A 20,468-nucleotide genomic window follows, 5' to 3' on the forward strand; every position below is an offset into this window, starting at 1 on the left:
GACATCGTGGGCGCATGGAAGACACGGGTTTCAGGCCGTTCCGGTTCGACGTGCCGCAGGAGGAACTGGACGACCTCGACGGGCGGCTGAGGCGGGCGCGGTGGCCCGACGAGCTCGCCGGGGTCGGGCGGGCGTACGGGATGCCGCTCGGGGAGATGCGGGAGCTCGTGCGGTACTGGCGCGAGGAGTACGACTGGCGGGCCGCCGAGGCGCGGCTGAACGAATGGCCGCAGTACACCACCGTCATCGACGGGGCGCGCGTGCACTTCGCGCACGTCCGCTCGCCCGAGCCGGACGCCCTGCCCCTGCTGATGACGCACGGCTGGCCGGGGTCCTTCGTGGAGTTCCAGAAGGTGGCCGGGCCGCTGACCGACCCGCGCGCGTACGGAGGGGACCCCGCCGACGCCTTCCACCTGGTGCTGCCGAGCATTCCCGGCTTCGGGCCCTCCGGGCCGACCACCGGCACCGGCTGGGAATTCAAGCGGGTCGCGCGGGCCTTCGGAGTGCTGATGGAGCGGCTCGGGTACGACGCGTACGGGGTCCAGGGCGGTGACTGGGGCGCCGCCGTCTCGCGGGAACTCGGGAGGATCCGCCCCGGCGACGTCGTCGGGGTGCACCTGAACCTGCTGCCCGGGGCGGGAGCCACCTGCGAACCCGCGCAGGCGGAGCTCGCGGCGCTGGAGCCCGCCGAGCGGGACCGGACGCTGGCCTCCTGGGAGCGCTACCGGGTGTGGGCGCGGGAGCGGCAGGGGTACGCCGACATCCAGGCGACCCGGCCGCAGACCCTCGCGTACGGGCTGAACGACTCGCCGGTCGGGCTGCTCGCCTGGATCGGGGAGAAGTTCGCCGAGTGGAGCGACCCCCGGACCCCCGTCGACCGGGACCAGATGCTGACCAACGTGATGCTGTACTGGCTCACCGGGACGGCGGGGTCGGCCGCCCGCATCTACTACGAGCGGGCCCACGCGGACTACCACGGGCAGCCGCCGGAGGTGTCGGACACCCCGACCGCGCTCGCCGACTTCCCCCGCGACAACTTCGTCCCGCTGCGCCACGTCGCCGCGCGCACCGACCGGATCGTGCGCTGGACCTCGTACGACAGGGGCGGGCACTTCCCCGCGATGGAGGTGCCGGAGCTGCTGGTGGAGGACGTACGGGCGTTCTTCCGGGACGGGGCCGTCCGGCATGGGGGATCCGGCGGCGGGGACCGCGCGACGGTGTGATCATCGGCGGATGGACCTCGAACGGCGCACCCCGCCCGTTCGGGGAGGAGGCCTGCGAGCGGTCGCGGGCCGTCCTGGCGGCCGCCGAGTCCCTCGGCGTACGAGGGCACTTCGGCGGCCGGGCGTACTCGCTGCACTACATCCTCGCCCACATGATCGAGGAGTACGCCCGGCACAACGGGCACGCCGACCTGCTGCGCGAGGCGATCGACGGGGTCACCGGGGAGTAGCCGCGGGCGTTACGCGGAGAGCGCTCCGGCCCGGTCCACGGCGTCGAGGGCGACCTGCCAGGGGAAGTGCGGCGGGACGTCGGGCCCGGCCGGGCCGGGCAGGAAGCCGCCCTCCCCGAAGAGCAGTTCGGCGCCGGCGCCGCGCAGGACGGCCAGCGACTGCTCGAACTGGGGGTGCGCGGCGAGGGCGGCGTTCGTACATGGCATGGCGACCACCGGGGTGCCCTTGCCGAGGGCCTCGGCGGCCACCCCGACGGTGAAGCGGTCGGTGAGGCCGAGGGCCCAGGCGTTGACCGAGTTGAAGGTGGCGGGGGCGAAGAGGACGGCGTCGGCGGCCGGCCACACGTCGGGCTCCCCGGGGAGCTTGTACTGCCAGCGCACCGGGTTGCCGGTCAGGGCGGCGAGACCGTCGAGGCTTTCCGCCACCCACCGCGCCGCCGTCGGGGTCAGGCCCAGGCACACGTCCCAGCCGCGCGACTGGGCGTCCTCGATCACGTGGGCCACGTCGAAGACGGGCGGGGCGGCGGAGCAGAACAGGTAGAGAGTCCTCGTCATGCGGTTATGTGATCACATTCCTGGCCCTCAACTCTCCTCGAGGGCCGGGCATCTCCCATCGCGGTGACGCTGGACGCGGGCCGGGAGGGGATCCCGGCCCGGTTCAGACGGCTGCCCCGGTGGCGATCCTGGCGGTGAAGGCGTCCAGGTTGGCCCACATCCGCGCGAGGCCTTCCTCCACCGTCAGCGACTCCTCCTGGCGCCCGGCGCGCAGCTTCGGCTGCCGCTTGCCGCGCACGTAGAGGGGGCAGGCGAGGTCGGCGCAGATGTACGTGCCGACCGTGTTCCCCTCGCGGCCGCGGGCGCCCGCCAACGGGGCGGCGAGCAGGGTGACCCCGGACGAGGCGTGTCCCGTCAGGCAGATCTGGCACAGGCTGGACTTCACCGCGCTCGTCCGCGTCGCGGCGGGCACGCGCAGGGTGATGCCGAGCGGTCCCTCGGGGCGGGGGACGACGAGGTGCGCCCGCAGCGGGGCGCCCGGGTCCACCCAGCCCAGGAAGTCCAGGTCCTGCCAGGGCAGTGCGGCGAAGTCCAGGGGCAGACGCAGGCGTGCCGCCTCACCCTTGGTGCAGTTCACGAAGGATGAGCGGATTTGTTTTTCGGTGAGCGGTTCCACGGGAGTCGACCCTACGGGGCGTGCGGGGCGCTCCGCACGTCATTTACGCAGGTGGAAGGTGGGGCGGGGCGACTGGGGGGCGGATTTCGGCGTTGGCCGCCGCTGCACCGATGAGTCGGCGGGAGAAAGCCGGTCTACCCGTTGAGCAAGCGGGAGTTGGGCCGCCGACCGGGATGTGGACACCGTCCACTTTTCTGGATACGCTGCGGAGCGTCCGGATGTGGACGCCGTACACATTTCTAGGAGAACCTCATGCGCAACGTCATCGCTTCCGTCTTCATCTCCGTCGACGGCGTCTTCGAGGACCCGAGCTGGTCCATGCCGTTCTGGAACGCCGAGGCGGAGAAGTTCGCCGGCGAGCAGCTCGCCGCCGCTGACGCGCTGCTGCTGGGCCGGGTGACGTACGAGGCGATGGCGCCGGCCTGGACGGCGCGGGCCGAGGGCGCCGACGCCGGGACCCTGCGGATGAACGCGATGCCGAAGTACGTCGCGACCTCCAGCTCCGCCGCCCCGGAGTGGAACGCCACCTTCCTGACGGGCGACCTCGCCACGGAGGTCGCCGCGCTCAAGCAGCAGGACGGCGGCGACCTGCTCGTCTACGGCAGCGGACAGCTCGTCAACGCCCTGCTCGCGCACGACCTGCTCGACGAACTGCGGCTGTGGACCCTGCCGGTGGTGCGGGGCGGGGGGCGCAAGCTGTTCGGCGAGGACTCGCCGGTGAAGACCCTGCGGCCGGCGGGGACCACCGCGCTCGGCGGCAGCGGGGCGCAGGTGCACGCGTACGCGCCGGTGGCCGGCTGAGCCTGCCCTCCCCCCGGTCCCCGTCCACGTCCCCCTATCCATCAGGAACAAGGAGCAACACCTCATGAGCGAGCAGCCGGTGAAGGGCCCCGCCAGCTACTTCCCTTCGATCGAGAAGAAGTACGGCCGTCCGGTGGCCGAGTGGAAGGACCTCATCCGGACCTCCCCGCTGACGAAGCACATGGAGCTCGTCTCCTGGCTGAAGACCGAGCACGGGATGGGCCACGGCCACGCCAACGCGCTGGTCGCGCACACCCTCGCGGAGAAGTAGGAGGCTCTGGCGTATCCGTGGTGCCGGGTCAGCCGAGTTCGAGGACGGCGACGGGCTGGGGGCCGCTGAACTCGCCGGTCGGCCGGAAGCCGAGGCCGAGGTAGAAGGGTGCCGGACTGTCGTCGCCGTCGTGCCAGGTGACGTACGCCCGGGTCCCGCCGCGACGGCGGATCTCCTCCGTGACGGCCTCCACGGCGAAGCGGCCGTAGCCCTTGCCCTGGTGCTCGGCGGCGATGTTCAGGCGCCAGATGCCGGAGCGGCGGTGCTCCGGGTCCTTCGCCGGGTTCCAGACGATGTCCAGGAAGGCCATGACGAAGCCGACGACCTCGTCGCCGTCGACGACGGCTCGGGGCCAGGCCGGCGCGCCGTGGACGTAGGCCTCGGCGAGGGACTGCGTGACGGACTCGACGAGGTGCTCCTGGTCGGGGCGGACGCGGACGGCGGTCACCGCTTCGAAGTTGTCCGGGGTCACCGTCACCAGACGGAGGGATGAACTGATCATCTGCGGAGCATAGTTCGTACCAGAGCCTTGAAAAGAACGGGACGTGCGGTATCTTTGTCTTCGTGGTCAGGGGGAGGGGACGGATTGCGGGCACAACCGGCAGTGGTCAGCGGACCGGTGGCGGCGGATGGGAAGTCCGGTCGGTCGCGTACCGCGATCGGTACGCGGAAGGGCGCCCTGCGGGACGCCCTCCGAGCCTCGTACGACCGCCGGAGGGTCATGCCGACTGGTCGCCCGACTGTAGATGCCTGGCCTCGTGGTAGACCTCGGCCGCCCGGCCCTCACCCATGGACAGGGAGGCGAGGACAGAGGGCTGCGAGATGCTGGGCATCAGGTGGCGCAGCAGGGCGCTGGCCCTGACCGTGAGGTCTTCGTAGTCGGTGAGCGCCTGGGACATGGACTGGATTCCGGCGTAGGTGCCCACGATGACGTCGGCGGTCTCGGCCGGAATGACATGAGGGAGCAGCTCGCCCTGGGCCTGGGCCCTCTCCAGCCGCTCCCGGACGGGAATGGCCCAGTTGCGGAACGGTCCGCTGCGGTCGAGCTGGCCGGCCAGCTGGTCCATGGTCAGCCGTACTCCGGCCCGGACCATGGGGTCTGTCTGCAGGCGGTAGGTGTGGAGCATGACGATGTCCACGATCTCCTGGAGCTTCGCGGCGCGTTCCGGAAGTACGAGATTCTGGTTCTGCGCGTTGAGGACACCCTGGGCCAGGTCGTCCTTCGACTGGAAATGGAAGTAGAGGGCGCCCTTGGTCACCCCCGCGAGGGTGAGGATCTCGGAGATCGTGGATGCCTGGTAACCCCGCTCCTCGAAGATCTTGGCGGCCGCGCTCAGGATTGCCTGACGCGTGCGGATGGCGCGGACTTGCTGGACCTGCTCAACCACGTTGGCTCCTTTCTCCATCCAATCCCGGAGCGTCGGAAGCCTTGCTGCAAACCGTCCGTCCCGTACGTATCTTACAGCGGGTAACTCCGGCGCCAAGCCTGACGCGTCCGGCCAGCCGGGAGATGAGGAGAAACCGCCATGATTCTCGTCACGGGTGCCACCGGCACCGTTGGGGGTGAGGTGCTGCGACGCCTTGCCTCCGGTCGGACGGTCCGGGTCATGGCCCGGCGGCCCGCACGCGTCGCGGGTGCCCCGGGAACGGCTGAAATCGTTCAGGGGGACTACGACGACAGGGGATCCCTGGGCCGGGCGCTGCGGGGTGTGGAGAGTGCGTTCCTCGTGACCAGCCGTGTCGGCCGTGACGACGACGCGAGGTTCCTGCGGGCAGCACGGGCGGCCGGCGTCCGGCATGTGGTGAAGATCTCGGCCGCCGCCGTCGAGGACGGACAGGCCGACGACCTGATCACCCGGTGGCAGCGGCGGAACGAGGATCTCCTGCGCGGCTCCGGGATGGGGTGGACGCTGCTGCGGCCGCGCTCCTTCATGTCCAACACGCTGTCCTGGGGGTCCTCCGTTCGGGCGGACGGGGTCGTACGGGCCCTCTACGGGGAGTCGGCGAACTCCTGCGTCGACCCGAGGGATATCGCGGAGGTGGCGGTGCGGGCGTTGACGGATCCGGGGCACACCGGCCGTGTGTACACGCTGACCGGGCCGGAGGCCCTTACGGCGACCGCGCAGGCGGCCCAGCTGTCGGAGTTGCTGGGCCGTCCGCTGCGCTTCGAGGAACTGGATCCGGCCCGGGCCCGCGCCCTGTGGAGCACTCGGTATCCGGAGCCGGTGGTGGAGGCGCTGCTCCAGAGTGCCGAGCGGCAGCGCGACGGGGCCAAGGCCGGAGTGCGGGACACCGTGGGAGAGGTGACCGGGAGGCCGGCGGGAACGTTCAGGGGGTGGGCACGGGACCACCTCGCGGCTTTCGTACCGCGCTGACGCCGGCGTCGCGGTCAGCTCGTGCAGGAGGCAGCCGTCACGGTGGCGCTGAAGACGTACTCCCCAGCCTGGTGGCCGGTCACCCGGACGGAGTCCTCGGCCCCGGGCGTGTCCCCGTACAGGCGCTCGGCCTGGATCACGCAGGGCAGGTCCAGCTCGACGTACCGCTTGAAGTCGCTGGAGATGCGGAGCGGGAGGAAGGACGAACGCCCCAGGGCGGCCGCGGCGGCCTGTCGGGCGGCCTCCAGGAGCACCATGCCCGGTACGTGGTCGGCCGGGTGGTCGAAGAGGATGGGGTGAAGGGTGTCCACCCTCAGCTGCCAGCGGTTCGGCTCACCTATGGGCGACAGGACCACGTCGGTCGGGGACAGCCGTCCCACGCTCTGCGGTGCCGCGGGAGCTGTCAGCGGCAGCGGGCGGTGGTCGGGCTGGAGGGTGTGCCGGGGCCGTACGCGTTCGTACACCGCCGGGCTGGTGCAGGTGTAGGAGACCCGCCCCGTCGCGACGACGTTTCCGTCGCGGCGGACGACCGCCTCGTAGGTCAGCCCGCTCAGCTTGCCGGCCCGTCGCCGGATCTCGGGGCACGTGACGTCGATGTCCAACGAAGCTGGCGTCCGCCTCAACTTGAGGTGTTCCGGGTGGACGGTGATGCTGAGGTCCCACAGCAGGTACTGGTGGCCGAAAGGCACCCCGAACTCGGCGTGTCCCAGGAGGCTGCCGATCTGGCGAATCGTTTCGACGCAGATGAGCGGATCGTGGTGGTCCCCAGCGACCGGGGTGAAGAAGCTGTGGCTGCGGGGCCACTGCGCGGTGACCGAGAAGCGGGTGTCGTCGACGCGCTGCCAATCGGTCAGGAAGACCTCGGCGACGGACGCCCGGTGCACCAGTTCCTTCGGGACGGTGGCGGTGAACGACGGGAAGCGGTAGCCGCGCTCGTCGAGTGGCGAGAGTGCGGCCCGCAACGCCGGGTCGTAGGTCGGAGTGCGCTCGACATGAAACGTGCTCGCGCTCATTGTTCCCCCTAGACAGCGCTGGCGAGTTACAGGTGTGACCTGCGAGAAAAATATATACCAACCGGTTTTTTATCCAGAGGAAGTAGTGCCTTCATGCTGTAAATATGCGGAGGAATTCATTCCGGCCAACTACCGCTGGAGTGTTTGCCCAGGTCCCCGCCGGTCGGCAGTCGCCGAATCTCCGCCACTCGACCCGTAGTGTCTCAACCGGGCCGTGAGTGGTCCTTTAGCCGGTCGCCCGTCGGCCGGCGTGGTCCTTGGCGTGAAGTATGGCCGATTTGTGTCAGTGGCTCGCTTTGCGCCCTCCGGGTCGGATGGGTTGTCGATCACAGCCGTCCGGGCGCGTCGCTTCGCCGGTATGCGGAAGGCCTCGGGTTCGCCCCAACGGCTCGCCCCAACGGCTCGCCCTGACGGCTCGCGCAGACCACAGCGATGCCCGGCGTCGAGCCTCGGGCCGCGGAGGCCGGCCGTGCGATGTCCGCCTGCCGGTCCGACGGGGCGGGACGTGATTCCGCGGCGGGTCGTATTCGCGGTTTGCCGAGGTGAATGCTCGGTGGGGTTTCCGTGGCTCCCCGTGGCGCGGAGCGGATCGGCTTCCTGGAGGAACCGGCCATTGGTCCAGTGGCCGGGGGGAGCCGTCGCCCACGATCCGGCCGGGCGACGGCCGGGGCTCCTGGCGGCGCGGGCGTGGCCTGAACGTCCCCGGTGTCCGATAGGTGGACGCAGCCGCTCGGTCCTGTCTTGAGTGGCGTTCGAGCCGTGCTCCGATCCAGCTCCGCCGTTCGCTGAGTGTGAATGTTGGCGAGCAAACCGCTAAAGCGGTTTGTAAGGAGTCTTCAGCGACCCACTCAAGCGGGTCGACAGGTCTGCGGACCATCCCGGCCCTCGCGCCAGTAAGGCTCCGAAGTCGTCTTCAGCGGACTTTATGGTTGGTTTTCAGCCATATGTTGGGCCTGTCAGAGCCCCTTGAGGCTGGATCTTCTCGGTTGCCGAGGCCTCTGGAGGGCCTCTCCAGTAGTCCTGTGGTCATCAAATCTGCAGGTCATGAACCCTTTGGGGGTGAGTCGAGGAGTGGGGAGGGCCGGAAAACGGTACAGCCGGTTTGGTATTGACAAACCGGCGCGTCTGTTTTTTGCTCGTTCCAGCGAAAGTCGAGGGCTCATCCATGGACGAAGCAGGGGAGTACGGCGTGGACATCGATGTACTGGGCGCACTGACCGTGCGGGAGAACGGGGTCTCCATCACGCCGACCGCGGCCAAGCCCCGGCAGGTGCTGGCGCTGCTCGCGCTCCACGCCGACCAGGTCGTGCCCGTGGCCGCGCTGATCGAGGAGCTGTGGGGCGCCGAGCCGCCGCGCAGCGCCCGTACGACGCTCCAGACGTACGTGCTCCAGCTGCGCGGGCTCATCGCCACCGCGCTGGAGGGGACGGACGGGACGCGCACCCCCAAGGACGTCCTCGTCACGCTGCCCGGCGGGTACATGCTCAACAGCGCCGGCGGGACCAGCGACGTCCGCGAGTTCGACCGGCTGGCCGGGATGGGCTACCGGGCCATGGACGCCGGGGACTTCCCCAACGCCGCACGGCTGCTGCGCGAGGCGCTCGCGCTCTGGTCGGGACCGGCCTTCGCGGACGTCGACGGCGGCGTGCAGCTGGACATGGAGACGCGGCGCCTGGAGGAGACCCGGCTGTGCGCGCTCGACCAGCGTATAGAGGCCGACCTGCGGCTCGGCCGGCACCGGGAGCTGCTCGCGGAACTGACCGTACTGGCCAGCCGGTACCGCATCCACGAGAACCTGCACGGGCAGTTCATGCTCGCCCTGCACCGCTCCGGGCGGCGCGGCGAGGCGCTCAGCGTCTACCAGCGGCTGCGCGCCACGCTGGTGCGCGAGCTCGGCATCGAGCCCTCCGCCGCCCTGCGCAGTCTCCAGCGGTCGATCCTCATGAGCGGGCCCGAGACCCCCGCCGAATCTCCGGAGACCGCTCGCAAGCGGCTCGCCCGGGTGGGGTGAACCCGGTATCGGGATGATCGACCTGTGAAATCGTGTACCGGGATTTAAGGAAGAGCGCGGGAGAACCTGAGAGTTAATTTGCGTTAACGGGAATCGGAACAAAGATGAGCAGCTCCATCAGCGGGCTGAGCACGGGGTTACGTCTCCAATCGGAATCCTGCCTTTCGAATCCGCCGTCTGTTCGCCTGTTTCGGAGGTCCGCTCGACGTCGGCTCGAGCGCCCGGTGATGTTGCCCTGGGCTGCCTTACCGTCATCGGGTCGAATACTGAAAACCGAGAGTATCTCGACGAAATATGGAGGGGAGACGGGAGACCGTGAAGATTCAGGTTCTGGGTCCGTTGAGTGCCGAGGTCAACGGGGCATCGATCGTTCCTACGGCGGGCAAGCCGCGTCAGATCCTGGCGCTTCTCGCGCTCTACCCGGGCCGGGTGATGCCCGTACCGACCCTCATGGAGGAGATCTGGGGGACGAAGCTGCCCGAAAGCGCGCTCACCACCCTGCAGACGTACATCCTCCAGCTGCGCCGCAGACTGGGCACGGCCATGGGCCCCGGGGCCCCCGGCACCGCCAAGGACGTGCTCGCCACCCGGCACGGCGGCTACCTGCTCCAGATCCCGCAGGAGTCGGTGGACGTCCACGAGTACGAGGCCCTCGTGGCCGCCGGCCAGACCGCCTTCGACGACGGTGACGACGAGCGCGCCGCGGACCTGCTGCGCAAGGCCCTCGACCTGTGGCAGGGACCCGCGCTGGTCGACGTACGCGTCGGGCCGATCCTGGAGATCGAGGTGCTGCGCCTGGCGGAGAGCCGGCTGGTGACCACCGAGCGGCGCATCGACGTCGACCTGCGCCTGGGGCGGCACACCGAACTGCTCGCCGAACTCACCGAGCTGATGGCCCGCAACCCGCAGCACGAGGGCCTGCACTCGCAGGCCATGGTCGCCCTGTACCGCTCCGGCCGGCAGGCCACCGCCCTCGACGTCTACCGCAGGCTCCGGGCCCGCCTGATCGGGGAGCTCGGCGTCGAGCCCTCGCAGCAGCTCCAGCGCCTGCACCAGGCGATGCTGCGGGTGGACCCGGCGCTCGACGTGGTCGCGGGACCGCGCCGCAGCTCCACCTTCGACCTGTACGCGGCGTAGGGGCGGTGCGGGCGGGCGACCGCACGCCGCCCCCCCGCGCGGGCGCCGGTGCACCGGGCGACCGTGCCGCCCGCGTCGCGGACCGGCCGCCTCGGGCCATCCTGGTGCACCGGCGGGTTCGTGGCAGGGCCGCGACCTGGTTCTTCGAGCGGTGCTCGGCCGGGGCGTGAGCGGCTCTCCAGTACGGGCGGTCAGGCTCCTGGCGACCCGGTGTGCGTCGGTGCGCCGGCGGACGAGGAGAGAGGCGACCATGCAAGCCACGGATCAGCTGGAACTCGTCGACCTGGCCCGCATCCTGCGGGTCTGGGGCGGCGAGGAGGACTGTGTCGAGCTGAGCGAGGACGTCCAGGACCTGTACTGGATGGAGCTGGGCTACGACTTCCTCTCCGTCCTGCAGACCACCGGCTCGATCGAGCGGAAGTTCGACATCCTCATCGACGGGGACCTCCTCGAAATGGCCGACACCCCGAGGCTCTTCCTCGAACTGGTCAACGGAGTGCTGGGCAGCCGGGCCGCCGCCTGAGACTCGAGCGGCAGTCCACGCGGGCTCCGGCCGACTCAGACAGGCTCTGTGTCAAGCGTTGAGAGAGGTGTCTGATGTCTGTCGAGCGAGTGCACCGGTTGTCATGCGCGGTTGACGCGGCCGCGCCCGCCGGAGCCCTGTACACCCTGGTGGCCGACACCGCCCCCTGGCCGCTGTTCCTGCCGGACGCCGTCCACGTCGAGCGGCTGGACTTCGACGGCACCACCGACCGGTACATGCAGTGGGCGATCGTGGACGGGGAGCTGCGGCGTTCGCTCTGGCGGCGGACCCTGGACCCCGACCGGTGGCGCATCGCCTTCCGCGAGGAGCGCCCCGATGACCCCGTCGCCGCGGCGGGCGGCAGCTGGAGCGTGACGGAACTGGCCCCGGGCTGGTCGCGGCTGACCCTGGAGCAGGACCTCACCGTCTCCGGGAGCCGCGGCGCGGAGGCCGAGCGGGTCCTGGCCTCCGCCGAGGAGCGGGGCCGGGCGGTGCTGCACGGTCTGCGGACCGCCGCGGAAAGCTGGCGGCGGCTCGACGAACTGCTGCTGTCCTTCGAGGACTCCGTACGGATCGAGGGCCCGGCCGAGCCGGTGTACGAGTTCCTGTACGGCGTGGACTCCTGGCCGGGCCGCGTCGCGCACGTCGTCGAGGCCGAGGTCACCGAGGACCGGCCCGGCGTGCAGCGCACCCGCCTGGTGAACCTGGCCGAGGACGGCTCCTCCTACACCACGGAGGGGGTACGGGTGTGCTTCCCGGCGGCCGGGCGCATCGTCTTCAAGCGGACCCGGCCGCACCCCCTCCTCGCCGCGCACGCCGGGGAGTGGTCGCTGGAACCGGACGCGGCGGGGGTGACCGTGGTGTGCCGGCACGACGTGCTGCTGGACGAGCGGGCCGTGGAGCGGGTCCTGGGCCCCGGCGCGGACCTCGCGCGGGCGCGGCGCTCCGTGCGCGAGGTGCTCGGCCGCGAGGCCAGGGCCACGCTGGGTCCGGTGCCGCAGTCCGCCGGGGAGACCGTCAGGGCCCTGCGGTCCGTGTGAGGGGCCTTCGCGGCCCGAGTGCGCCGCGGGGGACCCGTAACGCCCGCCCGTCACCCACCACCGTCTTCGCCGAGGTGGTGGGTGGCGGGCTTCTCAGGTCCGGCGACCCGCGGTGTCGAGCCGGCGCAGTGTGGCGGGGAGGGCCAGGCAGGGCATGACCACCCGCCAGAAGCCGGCCAGCGTGCGCGGGGCGAGCCACTGCGGGTCGTCGCGTGCCAGAGCCTCGAATCCGAGGGTGGCGGCCACCACCGTCGCCGCCACGTTGCGGAGGTTGAGGCCGGGCAGCAGGGTGCCCTCCTGCGCGGCCTCCGTGAGCAGCCGGTGCACGTACTCGTGCCACTCCCGGGGCAGGGCGTAGGCGGGGGAGTACGCCGGCTCCCGGTTGAGCCGGAACCCGGCCCGTGCCACGACATCGGACAAGAGCAGCCGGGCGAGGGCCTGCGAGCTGTCGGCCAGGGCCTGGAGGGCCGACGTCCGCTGCGCGTAGACCTCGCAGGCGACCGCGCGCAGGGCCCGTGCCCCGGCGGCCTCGACCGCCTCGGCGACCGCCGCCTTGTTCTCGAAGTGGAAGTGCAGCGCCCCCGGGCTCACGCCCGCCCCGACGCTGATCATGCTCAGCGTCGCCTCGGCGTAGCCGCGCCGTCCGAACACGGTCGCGGCTGACTCAATCAGTGCTTGACGGGTCCGGACGGCGCGTTCTTGTTTCATCACGCATAGCTCCTGTATCAGTTTCCTTCCATTATTAAACCGCGCCGTTGGTATAAAAGAAGGGGGTCGAAGGTCCTGGGTGGCTGGTTTGGTGGTGATTCCTCCCCCGCCGTGGCTGGTTTCAGGCTATACGTCCCCGTATCTCATGGGCGTGTGAGGCCTTTGACAAACCGGCGACGCGGTTTGTATCTTCGCTGACGTTGGCTCAACCGAGCTTGAGGGGAGGGGGGCAGATGAACCAGCGGACCATCGCTGTACTGGAACCTCACGCAGCCGCCGCCGGAGTGAACGGGGGGTTCGTTCCGGCCGAAGGACTCAGGACACCACAGCACGCGCCGACCCAGTCGGCCCTGTGGCGGATCCTCATCGTGGACAGCAACACGGCCGAGGCGGAGACGCTCGCACGCGGCCTGCGCCGCCACGGACACGAAGTCGACATCGTCGGCACGGGAAGCGAGGGACTGCGCGGCTACGCCGACGCCGACCTCGTGCTCCTCGACCTCGAACTCCCCGACCTCGACGGGCTGGAGGTCTGCCGGAGCATCCGCGCGGCCCACGAGATCCCGGTGATCGCGGTCACCGCCCGGGGCAGCGAACTGGACCGGGTCCTGGGCCTCCAGGCGGGCTCGGACGACTACCTGGTCAAGCCGTACGGCTTCCGCGAGCTGATGGCGCGGATGGAGGCGGTGATGCGCCGGGCGCGCCCGAGCCGGCCCGTCGCGGCGACCATCACCTGCGGCCCGCTGCGGATCGACGCGGGAACGCGCGAGGTGACGCTGAACGGGGAGCCCGTCGAGACCACGCGCAAGGAGTTCGACATGCTCTACCTCCTCGCGTCCCATCCCGACACCGTCATCCCGCGCAAGATGCTGATGCAGCAGGTCTGGGGCGACTCCTGGTCCCGCCGGACGGTGGACACGCACGTGAGCACGCTCCGCAACAAGATCGGCGCCGGCTGGATCATCACGATCCGGGGCGTCGGTTTCCGGTTCGGCCAGGCAGCCTGAGCCGGCCCCGCGGGATACCGCGGGAGGACCGCCGACCACCGATACCAGCTGAGGGGGACGACCATGACCGCGACGTCGCTGTGCCAGGGGGAGGGCTGCCGCAGCGGGCACGCCGGCGGACGGCCCCGCAGGCGGACGGCCGACGGCAGCCTGCTGTGCCGTTCGTGCCGCGAGCACCTCACCGCCGGCCTCGCCGAACTGACCCACCTCTACGAGGAGTGCGGGCGGATGCTCGGCGGCGCGGCCCCCGGCAGCCTGCGCGAGCGGACCACCGGCGGATTCCTGCCCGGGCTGCCCTTCAACGGTGCCGCGGCCGACGTGCGGGCCCGCATGGTCTCCGTCCTGGGATCGTGGAGCGGGCTGGTCGCGCAGCAGCGCGGGTTCACCGCACCGCCCCGGACCGTCGCCGCGCTCACCGCCTTCCTGCTGCGCAACGCCGACTGGCTCGCCGCCCACTCCGCGGCCGCCGAGGCCACGAAGGAGATCGCCCGGCTGGTCCGGGCCGGACGCCGCGCGGCCTTCCCGGACCCCGCCCGCAGCATCCGCCTCGGCGGATGCCCCGAGTCCGGCTGCTCCGGCGCCCTGGCGCTGGCCGTACGCGCCGGTGCGCCCGCGGCCGGAGAGGCGATCGTGTGCGACGCCGACCCGGCCCACCGCTGGACCAGCGACCAGTGGAGCGAGCTCAGCCGCTCCATGGACTCCGCCCGGGAGCCCGGCGCCGCCCCGGCGGCCGCCACCGAACGCTGGCTGACCGCCGCCGACATCGCTCGGCTGTGGCACACCCCGACGGGCACCGTCTACCGGCTGGCGAGCGAGGAGCGCTGGCGCAGGCGCAACCGCGCCGGCCGTACGTACTACAACGAGGGCGACGTCCGCGCCTGCTTCACCCGGCGGGCGGCGCGCACCTGAACCACCCGCCCCGCCTGATCTTCCGCAGCGGTCAGCACGGCATCCGGTAGGACCCGGATCCAGCCGTCTGACCGCTGCTTGACGTTTCCTTGGCCGCCCCCCGACACAGCGGACCGGCCCTTGTGGAACCTGACCTACTCCTGAATCCAGCGCCATTGAACGGCCGCTCGCGTCCGAAGAACCTTGTAGTCAAGATCCGGTGCACTGTCTCCGGAGGTTGAATTCAAGGAGACGTGATGGACGCCCCAGTGATCGTCGTCGGCGCGGGCCCCGCGGGCATGATGCTCGCCGGCGAGCTGCGGCTGGCGGGAGTCGCCGTCGTCGTCCTGGAACGCCTTGAACGGCGTACAGGCGAATCCCGCGGCCTCGGCTTCACCACCCGCACGCTGGAGACCTTCGACCAGCGCGGCCTGCTCGCCCGCTTCGGCGAGATCGAACGGAGCACGCAGGGCCACTTCGGCGGGATCCCGCTGGACTTCGGCGTGCTCGACGACGCCTGCCAGGCCGCCAAGACCGTGCCGCAGTCCGTCACCGAGACGCACCTGGAGGAATGGGCCACCTCACTGGGCGCCGACATCCGGCGCGGCCACGAGGTGCTCTCCGTACGCGACGACGGCGAGGGCGTCGACGTCGAGGTCCGCGGTCCGGACGGCACGCACACCCTGCGCGCCGGCTGGCTCGTGGGCTGTGACGGCGGCCGCAGCACCGTGCGCAAGGCGGTCGGCTTCGACTTCCCCGGCACGGCGGCCACCATGGAGATGTTCCTCGCCGACATCAAGGGCATCGAGCTCAAGCCCCGCATGATCGGCGAGACCCTGCCCGGCGGCATGGTGATGGTGGGCCCGCTGCCCGGCGGCACCACCCGCATCGTCGTCTGCGAACGCGGCACCCCGCCGCGCCGCCGCGAGAGCCCGCCGTCCTTCGAGGAGGTCGCGGCCGCCTGGCAGCGGCTGACCGGCGAGGACATCTCGGCCGCCGAACCGGTGTGGGTGAGCGCCTTCGGCGACGCGGCACGCCAGGTCACCGAGTACCGGCGCGGCCGGGTGCTGCTCGCCGGCGACGCCGCGCACATCCACCTGCCCGCCGGCGGCCAGGGCATGAACACCGGCATCCAGGACGCCGTCAACCTCGGCTGGAAGCTCGCCTCGGTCGTGCTCGGCCGTGCCCCGCTGAGCCTGCTCGACACCTACCACGGCGAACGCCACCCCGTCGGGCGGCGCCTGCTGATGAACACCCGGGCCCAGGGGCTGCTGTTCCTGAGCGGCGCGGAGGTACAGCCGCTGCGCGACTCCCTCCGGGAACTCATGGCGTACGAGGACGTGGCCCGCCACCTCGCCGCCATGGTCACCGGACTGGAGATCACCTACGACGTCGGAAGGGGCAGCCACCCGCTGCTCGGCCGCCGCATGCCCCGCCTGGAGCTGACCGGCGCCGACGGCCGCCCGACCTCCAGCACCGAACTGCTGCGCCCCGCCCGCGGGGTGCTCCTCGACCTGGCGGACAACCCCCGGCTGCGCCAGCGCGCCGCGGCCTGGGCGGAGCGGGTCGACACCGTCACCGCCCGGCCGCGCGAGACACCGGCCGGCGGCGGCGGACCGCACGACACCACCGCCCTGCTGATCCGGCCCGACGGGTACGTGGCCTGGGCCGCGCCCGGCAGCCACCACGACCTGCCGATGGCGCTGGAGCGCTGGTTCGGCACGCCCTGACCACCGGCGCGCCCCGACGACCGGCACTCCCGGGCGGCCGCCACACCCGGGCGGCCGGACGAGTACGTCACGAGGAGGAACCACCCCATGGCAACGCCCACCGCAGCGATCGAACGCGCTGCGCCCGGAGCTTCCGAGGAACGCCGCGGCATCGTCCGCGCCGCCCGTACGGTGCTGGCCCGTGAGGGCTGGACGCGCTGCACCTCCGAAGCGACGGCGCAGGAGGCGGGCGTACCACCGGAGTCCGTGGAGCGGCACTTCCCGGACCAGAAGCTGCTGCTGCTGAGCGTGCTGCTGGACAGCTCCGCCTCCGTCGCCGCGGCCCTCGAGGCCGTCGCCGAGAGCCACCTCGCGGAGATCACCGACCTGGAACAGGACCTCATCGCGCTCGGCCGGGCGTGGCTGGCGCCGCTGGAGGCCTTCCGCGAGCACTTCGCGATCGTCCGTCACATCAGCGCCGAGGTCACCCGTCTCCCGGCCGAGGCCGTCCAGAAGTGGCAGGCCACCGGTCCCCGGCGGGCCCGCGGCGCACTGGCCCGCCGGCTCCGGCACCTCGCCGACCAGGGCCTCCTCGACATCTCCGACGCCGACCAGGCGGCGGAACGTTTCATCCTGCTGGTTCCCTCCGGTGTCGTCCAGCGCTCCTTCCTCGGGGCGCTGCCCGTGCCCGAGGACGAGGCGGACGCCCTCATCGCCGACGGAGTGGCGGACTTCATCCGCCTCTACCACCCCTGAACCAGCCCCCAGACCCAGCCCCCGGCTCACGGAAGAGAGACACCGAATGCAGCACAGCAACCTCATCGTGGCCCGGATGGACAGCATGTCGAGCGACCAAGTCGCGAAGCTGTTCTCCGAGTTCGACAAGACCGACATGCCCGCGCGGATGGGCACCCTCCGCCGCCGCCTGTTCATGTACAAGGGGCTCTACTTCCACCTCCAGGACTTCGCCGAGGACGACGGCGGCGAGCGCATCCAGGAATCCCGTACCGACCCGCGCTTCATGAAGATCAGCCACGACCTGCTGCCCTTCATCCAGCCGTACGACCCCGCCACCTGGCGCAGCCCGGCCGACGCCATGGCCACCCGCTTCTACGACTGGACGGCGTCCGAGTGACATCCGTCCGGGCCGATACGAGAGGAGGGCCGCACCGGTGGTTCGCCGGGTAGTGATCACAGGACTCGGAGTGCTGTCGCCGGGAGGCATCGGCACCCGGGACTTCTGGAACCTGCTGAGTTCGGGGCGTACGGCGACACGGGGGATCACCCTCTTCGATCCGTCCCCCTTCCGGTCCAAGGTGGCGGCCGAGGCCGACTTCGACCCCGGACTGCACGGGCTGACCGCGCAGGAGGTCCGGCGCATGGACCGCGCCGCCCAGTTCGCCGTGGTGGCGGCCCGGGAGGCGGCGGCCGACAGCGGCCTCGACTTCGCGGGGCTGGACCCGTACCGCATCGGTGTCAGCTTCGGCACCGGCATGGGAGCCGTCGGCAGCCTCGACAGCGCGTACCGCGCGGCCAGCGACCGCGGCCGGCTGGACGCGGTCGACCACAAGGACGCGCCCCCTCATCTGTACGACCACCTGGTGCCCAGCTCCTTCGCCGCCGAGGTGGCCTGGGCCGTCGGCGCGGAGGGACCGTCCACGGTGGTCTCCACCGGCTGCACCTCCGGGATCGACTCGGTCGCGCACGCCGTCGACCTGATCCGCGAGGGCAGCGCCGACATCATGGTCACCGGCGCCGCCGACGCCCCGATCACGCCCTTCATCCTGGCGTCCTTCGACGCGATCAAGGCGACGACCACCCTCAACGACGAGCCGGAGAAGGCCTCGAGGCCCTTCGACGCCTCCCGCAAGGGTTTCGTCCTCGGCGAGGGCGCCGCGGTCTTCGTCCTGGAGGAACTCGAAAGCGCCCGCGACCGCGGCGCGCACGTCTACGCGGAGGTCGCCGGCTACGCCTCCCGCTCCAGCGCCTTCCACATGACGGGACTGCGCCCCGACGGCCGGGAGATGGCCGAGGCCATCACCGTGGCACTGGACGAGGCACGGCTGAACCCGGGCGACATCGACTACGTCAACGCGCACGGCTCCGGCACCAAGCAGAACGACCGCCACGAAACGGCCGCGTACAAGCTGGCCCTCGGCCCGCACGCCTACGGCACGCCGGTGAGCTCGATCAAGTCGATGATCGGGCACTCGCTGGGCTCCGTCGGCTCCATGGAGATCGCCGCGTCCCTCCTGGCGATGGAGCACCACGTGGTGCCGCCCACCGCCAACCTGCGGACCCGGGATCCGGAGTGCGACCTCGACTACGTTCCCCTCGTGGCGCGGGACCACCGCACCGATGCCGTCCTGACCGTCGGCAGCGGATTCGGCGGCTTCCAGAGCGCGATGGTGCTGGCCCGTCCCGACAGGAGGACCGCATGAGCACCAGGACCCTGGTCACCGGCATCGGAGTGGCCGCCCCCAGCGGGCTCGGGGTGGAGGACTTCTGGGCGGCGACCCGCATCGGCAAGAGCGCCATCGGGCCCGTGACCCGGTTCGACACCTCTTCCTACCCCGCGCGCCTGGCCGGGGAGATCCACGGCTTCGAGGCCAAGGACCACCTGCCCGGCAGGCTCGTACCGCAGACCGACCGGGTGACCCAGCTCGCCCTCGTCGCCGCCGACTGCGCCTTCGCCGATGCCGGTCTCGCGCCGGGCGACATCCACCCGTGCGACATGGGCGTGGTCACCGCGGCCGGCTCCGGGGGGCTCGAGTTCGGCGAGAACGAGCTCCGGAACCTGTGGAACCAGGGCCCCAGGCACGTCAGCGCGTACCAGTCCTTCGCCTGGTTCTACGCCGTCAACAGCGGGCAGATCTCGGTCCGCAACGACCTGCGCGGGCCCACCGGCGTCCTCGTCGGAGACCAGGCGGGCGGACTGGACGCGCTGGCCCACGCCCGGCGCCAGCTCCGCAAGGGCAGCAGCAGGCTGATCGCCACCGGCGGTTTCGACGCCTCGATCTGCTCCCTGGGCTGGGCGGCGCACCTCGCGGGCGGCCAGCTGTCCACCAGCGACGAACCCGAGCGCGCCTACCTGCCCTTCGACGAGGCGGCGGCCGGCTACGTGCCGGGAGAGGGCGGCGCCCTGATCCTCCTGGAGGACGAGGACAGCGCCCGCGCCCGAGGCGCGCGCAACGTCTACGCCGAGTTCGCGGGATACGGAGCCACGCTCGACCCCAGGCCGGGCAGCGACCGGGAACCCGGCCTGCGCCGGGCCATCGACGCGGCGCTCACCGACGCGTCCTGCCACCCGGCCGAGGTCGACGTGGTCTTCGCCGACGCCGCCGGCGTCCCGAGGCTCGACCGTGAGGAGGCCGAGGCCATTTCCGCGGTCTTCGGCCCCCGCGGGGTGCCGGTCACCGCACCCAAGACCATGACCGGACGGATCAACGCGGGCGCGGCACCGATCGACGTGGTCTCGGCGGTCCTCTCCATGCGGGAGGGCCTGATCCCGCCGACCGTCAACGTAGAGCTGTCCCCGGCGTACGACCTCGACCTGGTGGCCGCGCGGCCCCGGACGGCCTCGGTCCGTACCGCCCTCGTCCTCGCCCGCGGCCGCGGCGGCTTCAACGCCGCGGCCGTGGTGCGCGCCGTCGACTGACGGCGCCCCCCAGCCGGCGTACGCCACCGTCCCCCTGACGGAGGCGGCGTCCTTTGTGCCCCGCAGCCGAAATCCCCCGGATGCGGAAGACCAATGAAGGGATCCATCGTGTCCAAGCAGGAATTCACCTTTGACGACCTCAAGCGCATCCTCCTCGAGGGTGCCGGCGCCGACGAGGGAGTCGACCTCGACGGCGACATCCTCGACATCGAGTTCGAGACGCTGGGCTACGAGTCGCTGGCGCTGCTCGAGACCGGCGGCCGCATCGAGCGCGAGTTCGGCATCACGCTCGACGACGACGTGTTCGTCGACAACACCACGCCGCGGTCCCTGGTCGAGGCCATCAACCTGAGCCTGCGCGCCCTCGTCGACGCCTAGGCCTTCCGCGACGCCGGGCGGCCGCCCCCTGGTACGGCGGCCGCCCCGTCGGCACGGTGCCCACGGCCGGCACACAGGGTTCGTCCTGGGGTTCCGTTCGTCGCCGAACGGTTCGTCCCGAGTCTGAAGGAGTCATGAGCATGTCGCAGTCCGGTCTGCGGGAGGTGGAGCACGAGATCACGGTCTCGGCTCCGGCCGCCGCTGTGTACCGTCTGATCGCCGAGGTGGGGAACTGGCCCCGGATCTTCCCGCCGACCATCTATGTGGACCGGGTCGCGCAGGGTGAGGGCGAGGAGCGCATCCGTATCTGGGCGACCGCGAACGG

Annotated in this window: 24 protein-coding genes; 18 read left to right on the forward strand and 6 right to left on the reverse strand. The window is 71.3% G+C overall.

Annotated features, from left to right (window positions below):
* The first annotated feature begins 14 nt into the window (after positions 1-14).
* Positions 15-1,223, forward strand: coding sequence for an epoxide hydrolase family protein (locus tag ACZ4WZ_RS32410; RefSeq protein WP_467896501.1), 1,209 nt, complete (start codon positions 15-17; stop codon positions 1,221-1,223).
* Complete coding sequence (locus ACZ4WZ_RS32415; protein ID WP_467896503.1) at positions 1,220-1,453, forward strand: mycothiol transferase; 234 nt, start codon at positions 1,220-1,222, stop codon at positions 1,451-1,453. Before ACZ4WZ_RS32410 ends, ACZ4WZ_RS32415 begins: the two co-directional genes overlap by 4 nt.
* Before the next feature lie 9 nt (positions 1,454-1,462).
* Here ACZ4WZ_RS32415 and ACZ4WZ_RS32420 read toward each other — a convergent pair whose 3' ends face one another.
* On the reverse strand, positions 1,463-2,008 hold the full coding sequence (locus tag ACZ4WZ_RS32420) for a flavoprotein (RefSeq protein ID WP_467896504.1): 546 nt from the start codon (positions 2,006-2,008) through the stop codon (positions 1,463-1,465).
* A 103-nt stretch (positions 2,009-2,111) separates the two neighbouring features.
* Positions 2,112-2,624 (reverse strand): FBP domain-containing protein, encoded by a 513-nt coding sequence (locus ACZ4WZ_RS32425; RefSeq protein WP_467896506.1) that lies wholly within the window; start codon positions 2,622-2,624, stop codon positions 2,112-2,114.
* Between the two features lie 252 nt (positions 2,625-2,876).
* Between ACZ4WZ_RS32425 and ACZ4WZ_RS32430 the strand changes: the two genes are divergently transcribed.
* Positions 2,877-3,425: a dihydrofolate reductase family protein gene (locus ACZ4WZ_RS32430; RefSeq protein ID WP_467896508.1), complete on the forward strand. Its 549-nt coding sequence runs from the start codon at positions 2,877-2,879 to the stop codon at positions 3,423-3,425.
* A 64-nt stretch (positions 3,426-3,489) separates the two neighbouring features.
* Positions 3,490-3,696 (forward strand): DUF4287 domain-containing protein, encoded by a 207-nt coding sequence (locus tag ACZ4WZ_RS32435; RefSeq protein WP_467896509.1) that lies wholly within the window; start codon positions 3,490-3,492, stop codon positions 3,694-3,696.
* Between the two features lie 28 nt (positions 3,697-3,724).
* On the opposite strand, the gene ACZ4WZ_RS32440 is transcribed toward ACZ4WZ_RS32435, so the two are convergent.
* Both ACZ4WZ_RS32440 and ACZ4WZ_RS32445 read right to left on the reverse strand, forming a co-directional pair.
* Positions 3,725-4,198 (reverse strand): GNAT family N-acetyltransferase, encoded by a 474-nt coding sequence (locus tag ACZ4WZ_RS32440; protein WP_467896511.1) that lies wholly within the window; start codon positions 4,196-4,198, stop codon positions 3,725-3,727.
* A gap of 217 nt (positions 4,199-4,415) precedes the next feature.
* The gene (locus ACZ4WZ_RS32445) at positions 4,416-5,084 is read right to left on the reverse strand and encodes a ScbR family autoregulator-binding transcription factor (protein ID WP_467896513.1); all 669 of its coding nucleotides are present in this window, start codon (positions 5,082-5,084) and stop codon (positions 4,416-4,418) included.
* 138 nt (positions 5,085-5,222) lie between these two features.
* Between ACZ4WZ_RS32445 and ACZ4WZ_RS32450 the strand changes: the two genes are divergently transcribed.
* Positions 5,223-6,071, forward strand: a complete 849-nt coding sequence (locus ACZ4WZ_RS32450; RefSeq protein ID WP_467896515.1) for an NAD(P)H-binding protein — start codon at positions 5,223-5,225, stop codon at positions 6,069-6,071.
* A 14-nt stretch (positions 6,072-6,085) separates the two neighbouring features.
* Here ACZ4WZ_RS32450 and ACZ4WZ_RS32455 read toward each other — a convergent pair whose 3' ends face one another.
* On the reverse strand, positions 6,086-7,084 hold the full coding sequence (locus ACZ4WZ_RS32455; protein WP_467896516.1) for a ScbA/BarX family gamma-butyrolactone biosynthesis protein: 999 nt from the start codon (positions 7,082-7,084) through the stop codon (positions 6,086-6,088).
* Between the two features lie 1,189 nt (positions 7,085-8,273).
* Between ACZ4WZ_RS32455 and ACZ4WZ_RS32460 the strand changes: the two genes are divergently transcribed.
* From ACZ4WZ_RS32460 to ACZ4WZ_RS32475, 4 genes are all read left to right on the forward strand, one after another.
* On the forward strand, positions 8,274-9,095 hold the full coding sequence (locus ACZ4WZ_RS32460; protein WP_467896532.1) for an AfsR/SARP family transcriptional regulator: 822 nt from the start codon (positions 8,274-8,276) through the stop codon (positions 9,093-9,095).
* 315 nt (positions 9,096-9,410) lie between these two features.
* Positions 9,411-10,232: an AfsR/SARP family transcriptional regulator gene (locus tag ACZ4WZ_RS32465; RefSeq protein ID WP_362457485.1), complete on the forward strand. Its 822-nt coding sequence runs from the start codon at positions 9,411-9,413 to the stop codon at positions 10,230-10,232.
* A 250-nt stretch (positions 10,233-10,482) separates the two neighbouring features.
* Positions 10,483-10,755 carry an actinorhodin polyketide synthase gene (locus tag ACZ4WZ_RS32470; RefSeq protein WP_388945614.1) on the forward strand — a complete coding sequence of 91 codons (273 nt, stop codon included), beginning with the start codon at positions 10,483-10,485 and terminating at the stop codon, positions 10,753-10,755.
* A gap of 74 nt (positions 10,756-10,829) precedes the next feature.
* Positions 10,830-11,795: an SRPBCC family protein gene (locus ACZ4WZ_RS32475; protein WP_467896519.1), complete on the forward strand. Its 966-nt coding sequence runs from the start codon at positions 10,830-10,832 to the stop codon at positions 11,793-11,795.
* Between the two features lie 93 nt (positions 11,796-11,888).
* Here ACZ4WZ_RS32475 and ACZ4WZ_RS32480 read toward each other — a convergent pair whose 3' ends face one another.
* Positions 11,889-12,503: a ScbR family autoregulator-binding transcription factor gene (locus ACZ4WZ_RS32480; protein ID WP_388945607.1), complete on the reverse strand. Its 615-nt coding sequence runs from the start codon at positions 12,501-12,503 to the stop codon at positions 11,889-11,891.
* A 368-nt stretch (positions 12,504-12,871) separates the two neighbouring features.
* On the opposite strand from ACZ4WZ_RS32480, the gene ACZ4WZ_RS32485 reads away from it, so the two are divergent.
* The 9 genes from ACZ4WZ_RS32485 to ACZ4WZ_RS32525 all read left to right on the forward strand — a co-directional run.
* On the forward strand, positions 12,872-13,510 hold the full coding sequence (locus ACZ4WZ_RS32485) for a response regulator transcription factor (RefSeq protein WP_467896521.1): 639 nt from the start codon (positions 12,872-12,874) through the stop codon (positions 13,508-13,510).
* 63 nt (positions 13,511-13,573) lie between these two features.
* Positions 13,574-14,419: a hypothetical protein gene (locus tag ACZ4WZ_RS32490; RefSeq protein WP_467896523.1), complete on the forward strand. Its 846-nt coding sequence runs from the start codon at positions 13,574-13,576 to the stop codon at positions 14,417-14,419.
* Positions 14,420-14,655: 236 nt separating this feature from the next.
* Positions 14,656-16,128, forward strand: coding sequence for an FAD-dependent monooxygenase (locus ACZ4WZ_RS32495; protein ID WP_467896525.1), 1,473 nt, complete (start codon positions 14,656-14,658; stop codon positions 16,126-16,128).
* An 87-nt stretch (positions 16,129-16,215) separates the two neighbouring features.
* Positions 16,216-16,863: a TetR/AcrR family transcriptional regulator C-terminal domain-containing protein gene (locus tag ACZ4WZ_RS32500; RefSeq protein WP_467896527.1), complete on the forward strand. Its 648-nt coding sequence runs from the start codon at positions 16,216-16,218 to the stop codon at positions 16,861-16,863.
* Between the two features lie 46 nt (positions 16,864-16,909).
* Positions 16,910-17,242 (forward strand): TcmI family type II polyketide cyclase, encoded by a 333-nt coding sequence (locus ACZ4WZ_RS32505; RefSeq protein WP_388945592.1) that lies wholly within the window; start codon positions 16,910-16,912, stop codon positions 17,240-17,242.
* Positions 17,243-17,279: 37 nt separating this feature from the next.
* Positions 17,280-18,548: a beta-ketoacyl-[acyl-carrier-protein] synthase family protein gene (locus tag ACZ4WZ_RS32510; RefSeq protein ID WP_467896528.1), complete on the forward strand. Its 1,269-nt coding sequence runs from the start codon at positions 17,280-17,282 to the stop codon at positions 18,546-18,548.
* Positions 18,545-19,765: a ketosynthase chain-length factor gene (locus tag ACZ4WZ_RS32515; protein WP_467896530.1), complete on the forward strand. Its 1,221-nt coding sequence runs from the start codon at positions 18,545-18,547 to the stop codon at positions 19,763-19,765. Before ACZ4WZ_RS32510 ends, ACZ4WZ_RS32515 begins: the two co-directional genes overlap by 4 nt.
* Positions 19,766-19,873: 108 nt before the next feature.
* Entirely contained in the window at positions 19,874-20,143 is a 270-nt protein-coding gene (locus ACZ4WZ_RS32520) for an acyl carrier protein (protein WP_388945583.1), read from the forward strand.
* A 140-nt stretch (positions 20,144-20,283) separates the two neighbouring features.
* On the forward strand, positions 20,284-20,468 hold a 185-nt coding region (locus ACZ4WZ_RS32525), incomplete at its 3' end, for an SRPBCC family protein (RefSeq protein ID WP_467896534.1).

The organism is Streptomyces sp. NPDC029122 (assembly GCF_055569445.1).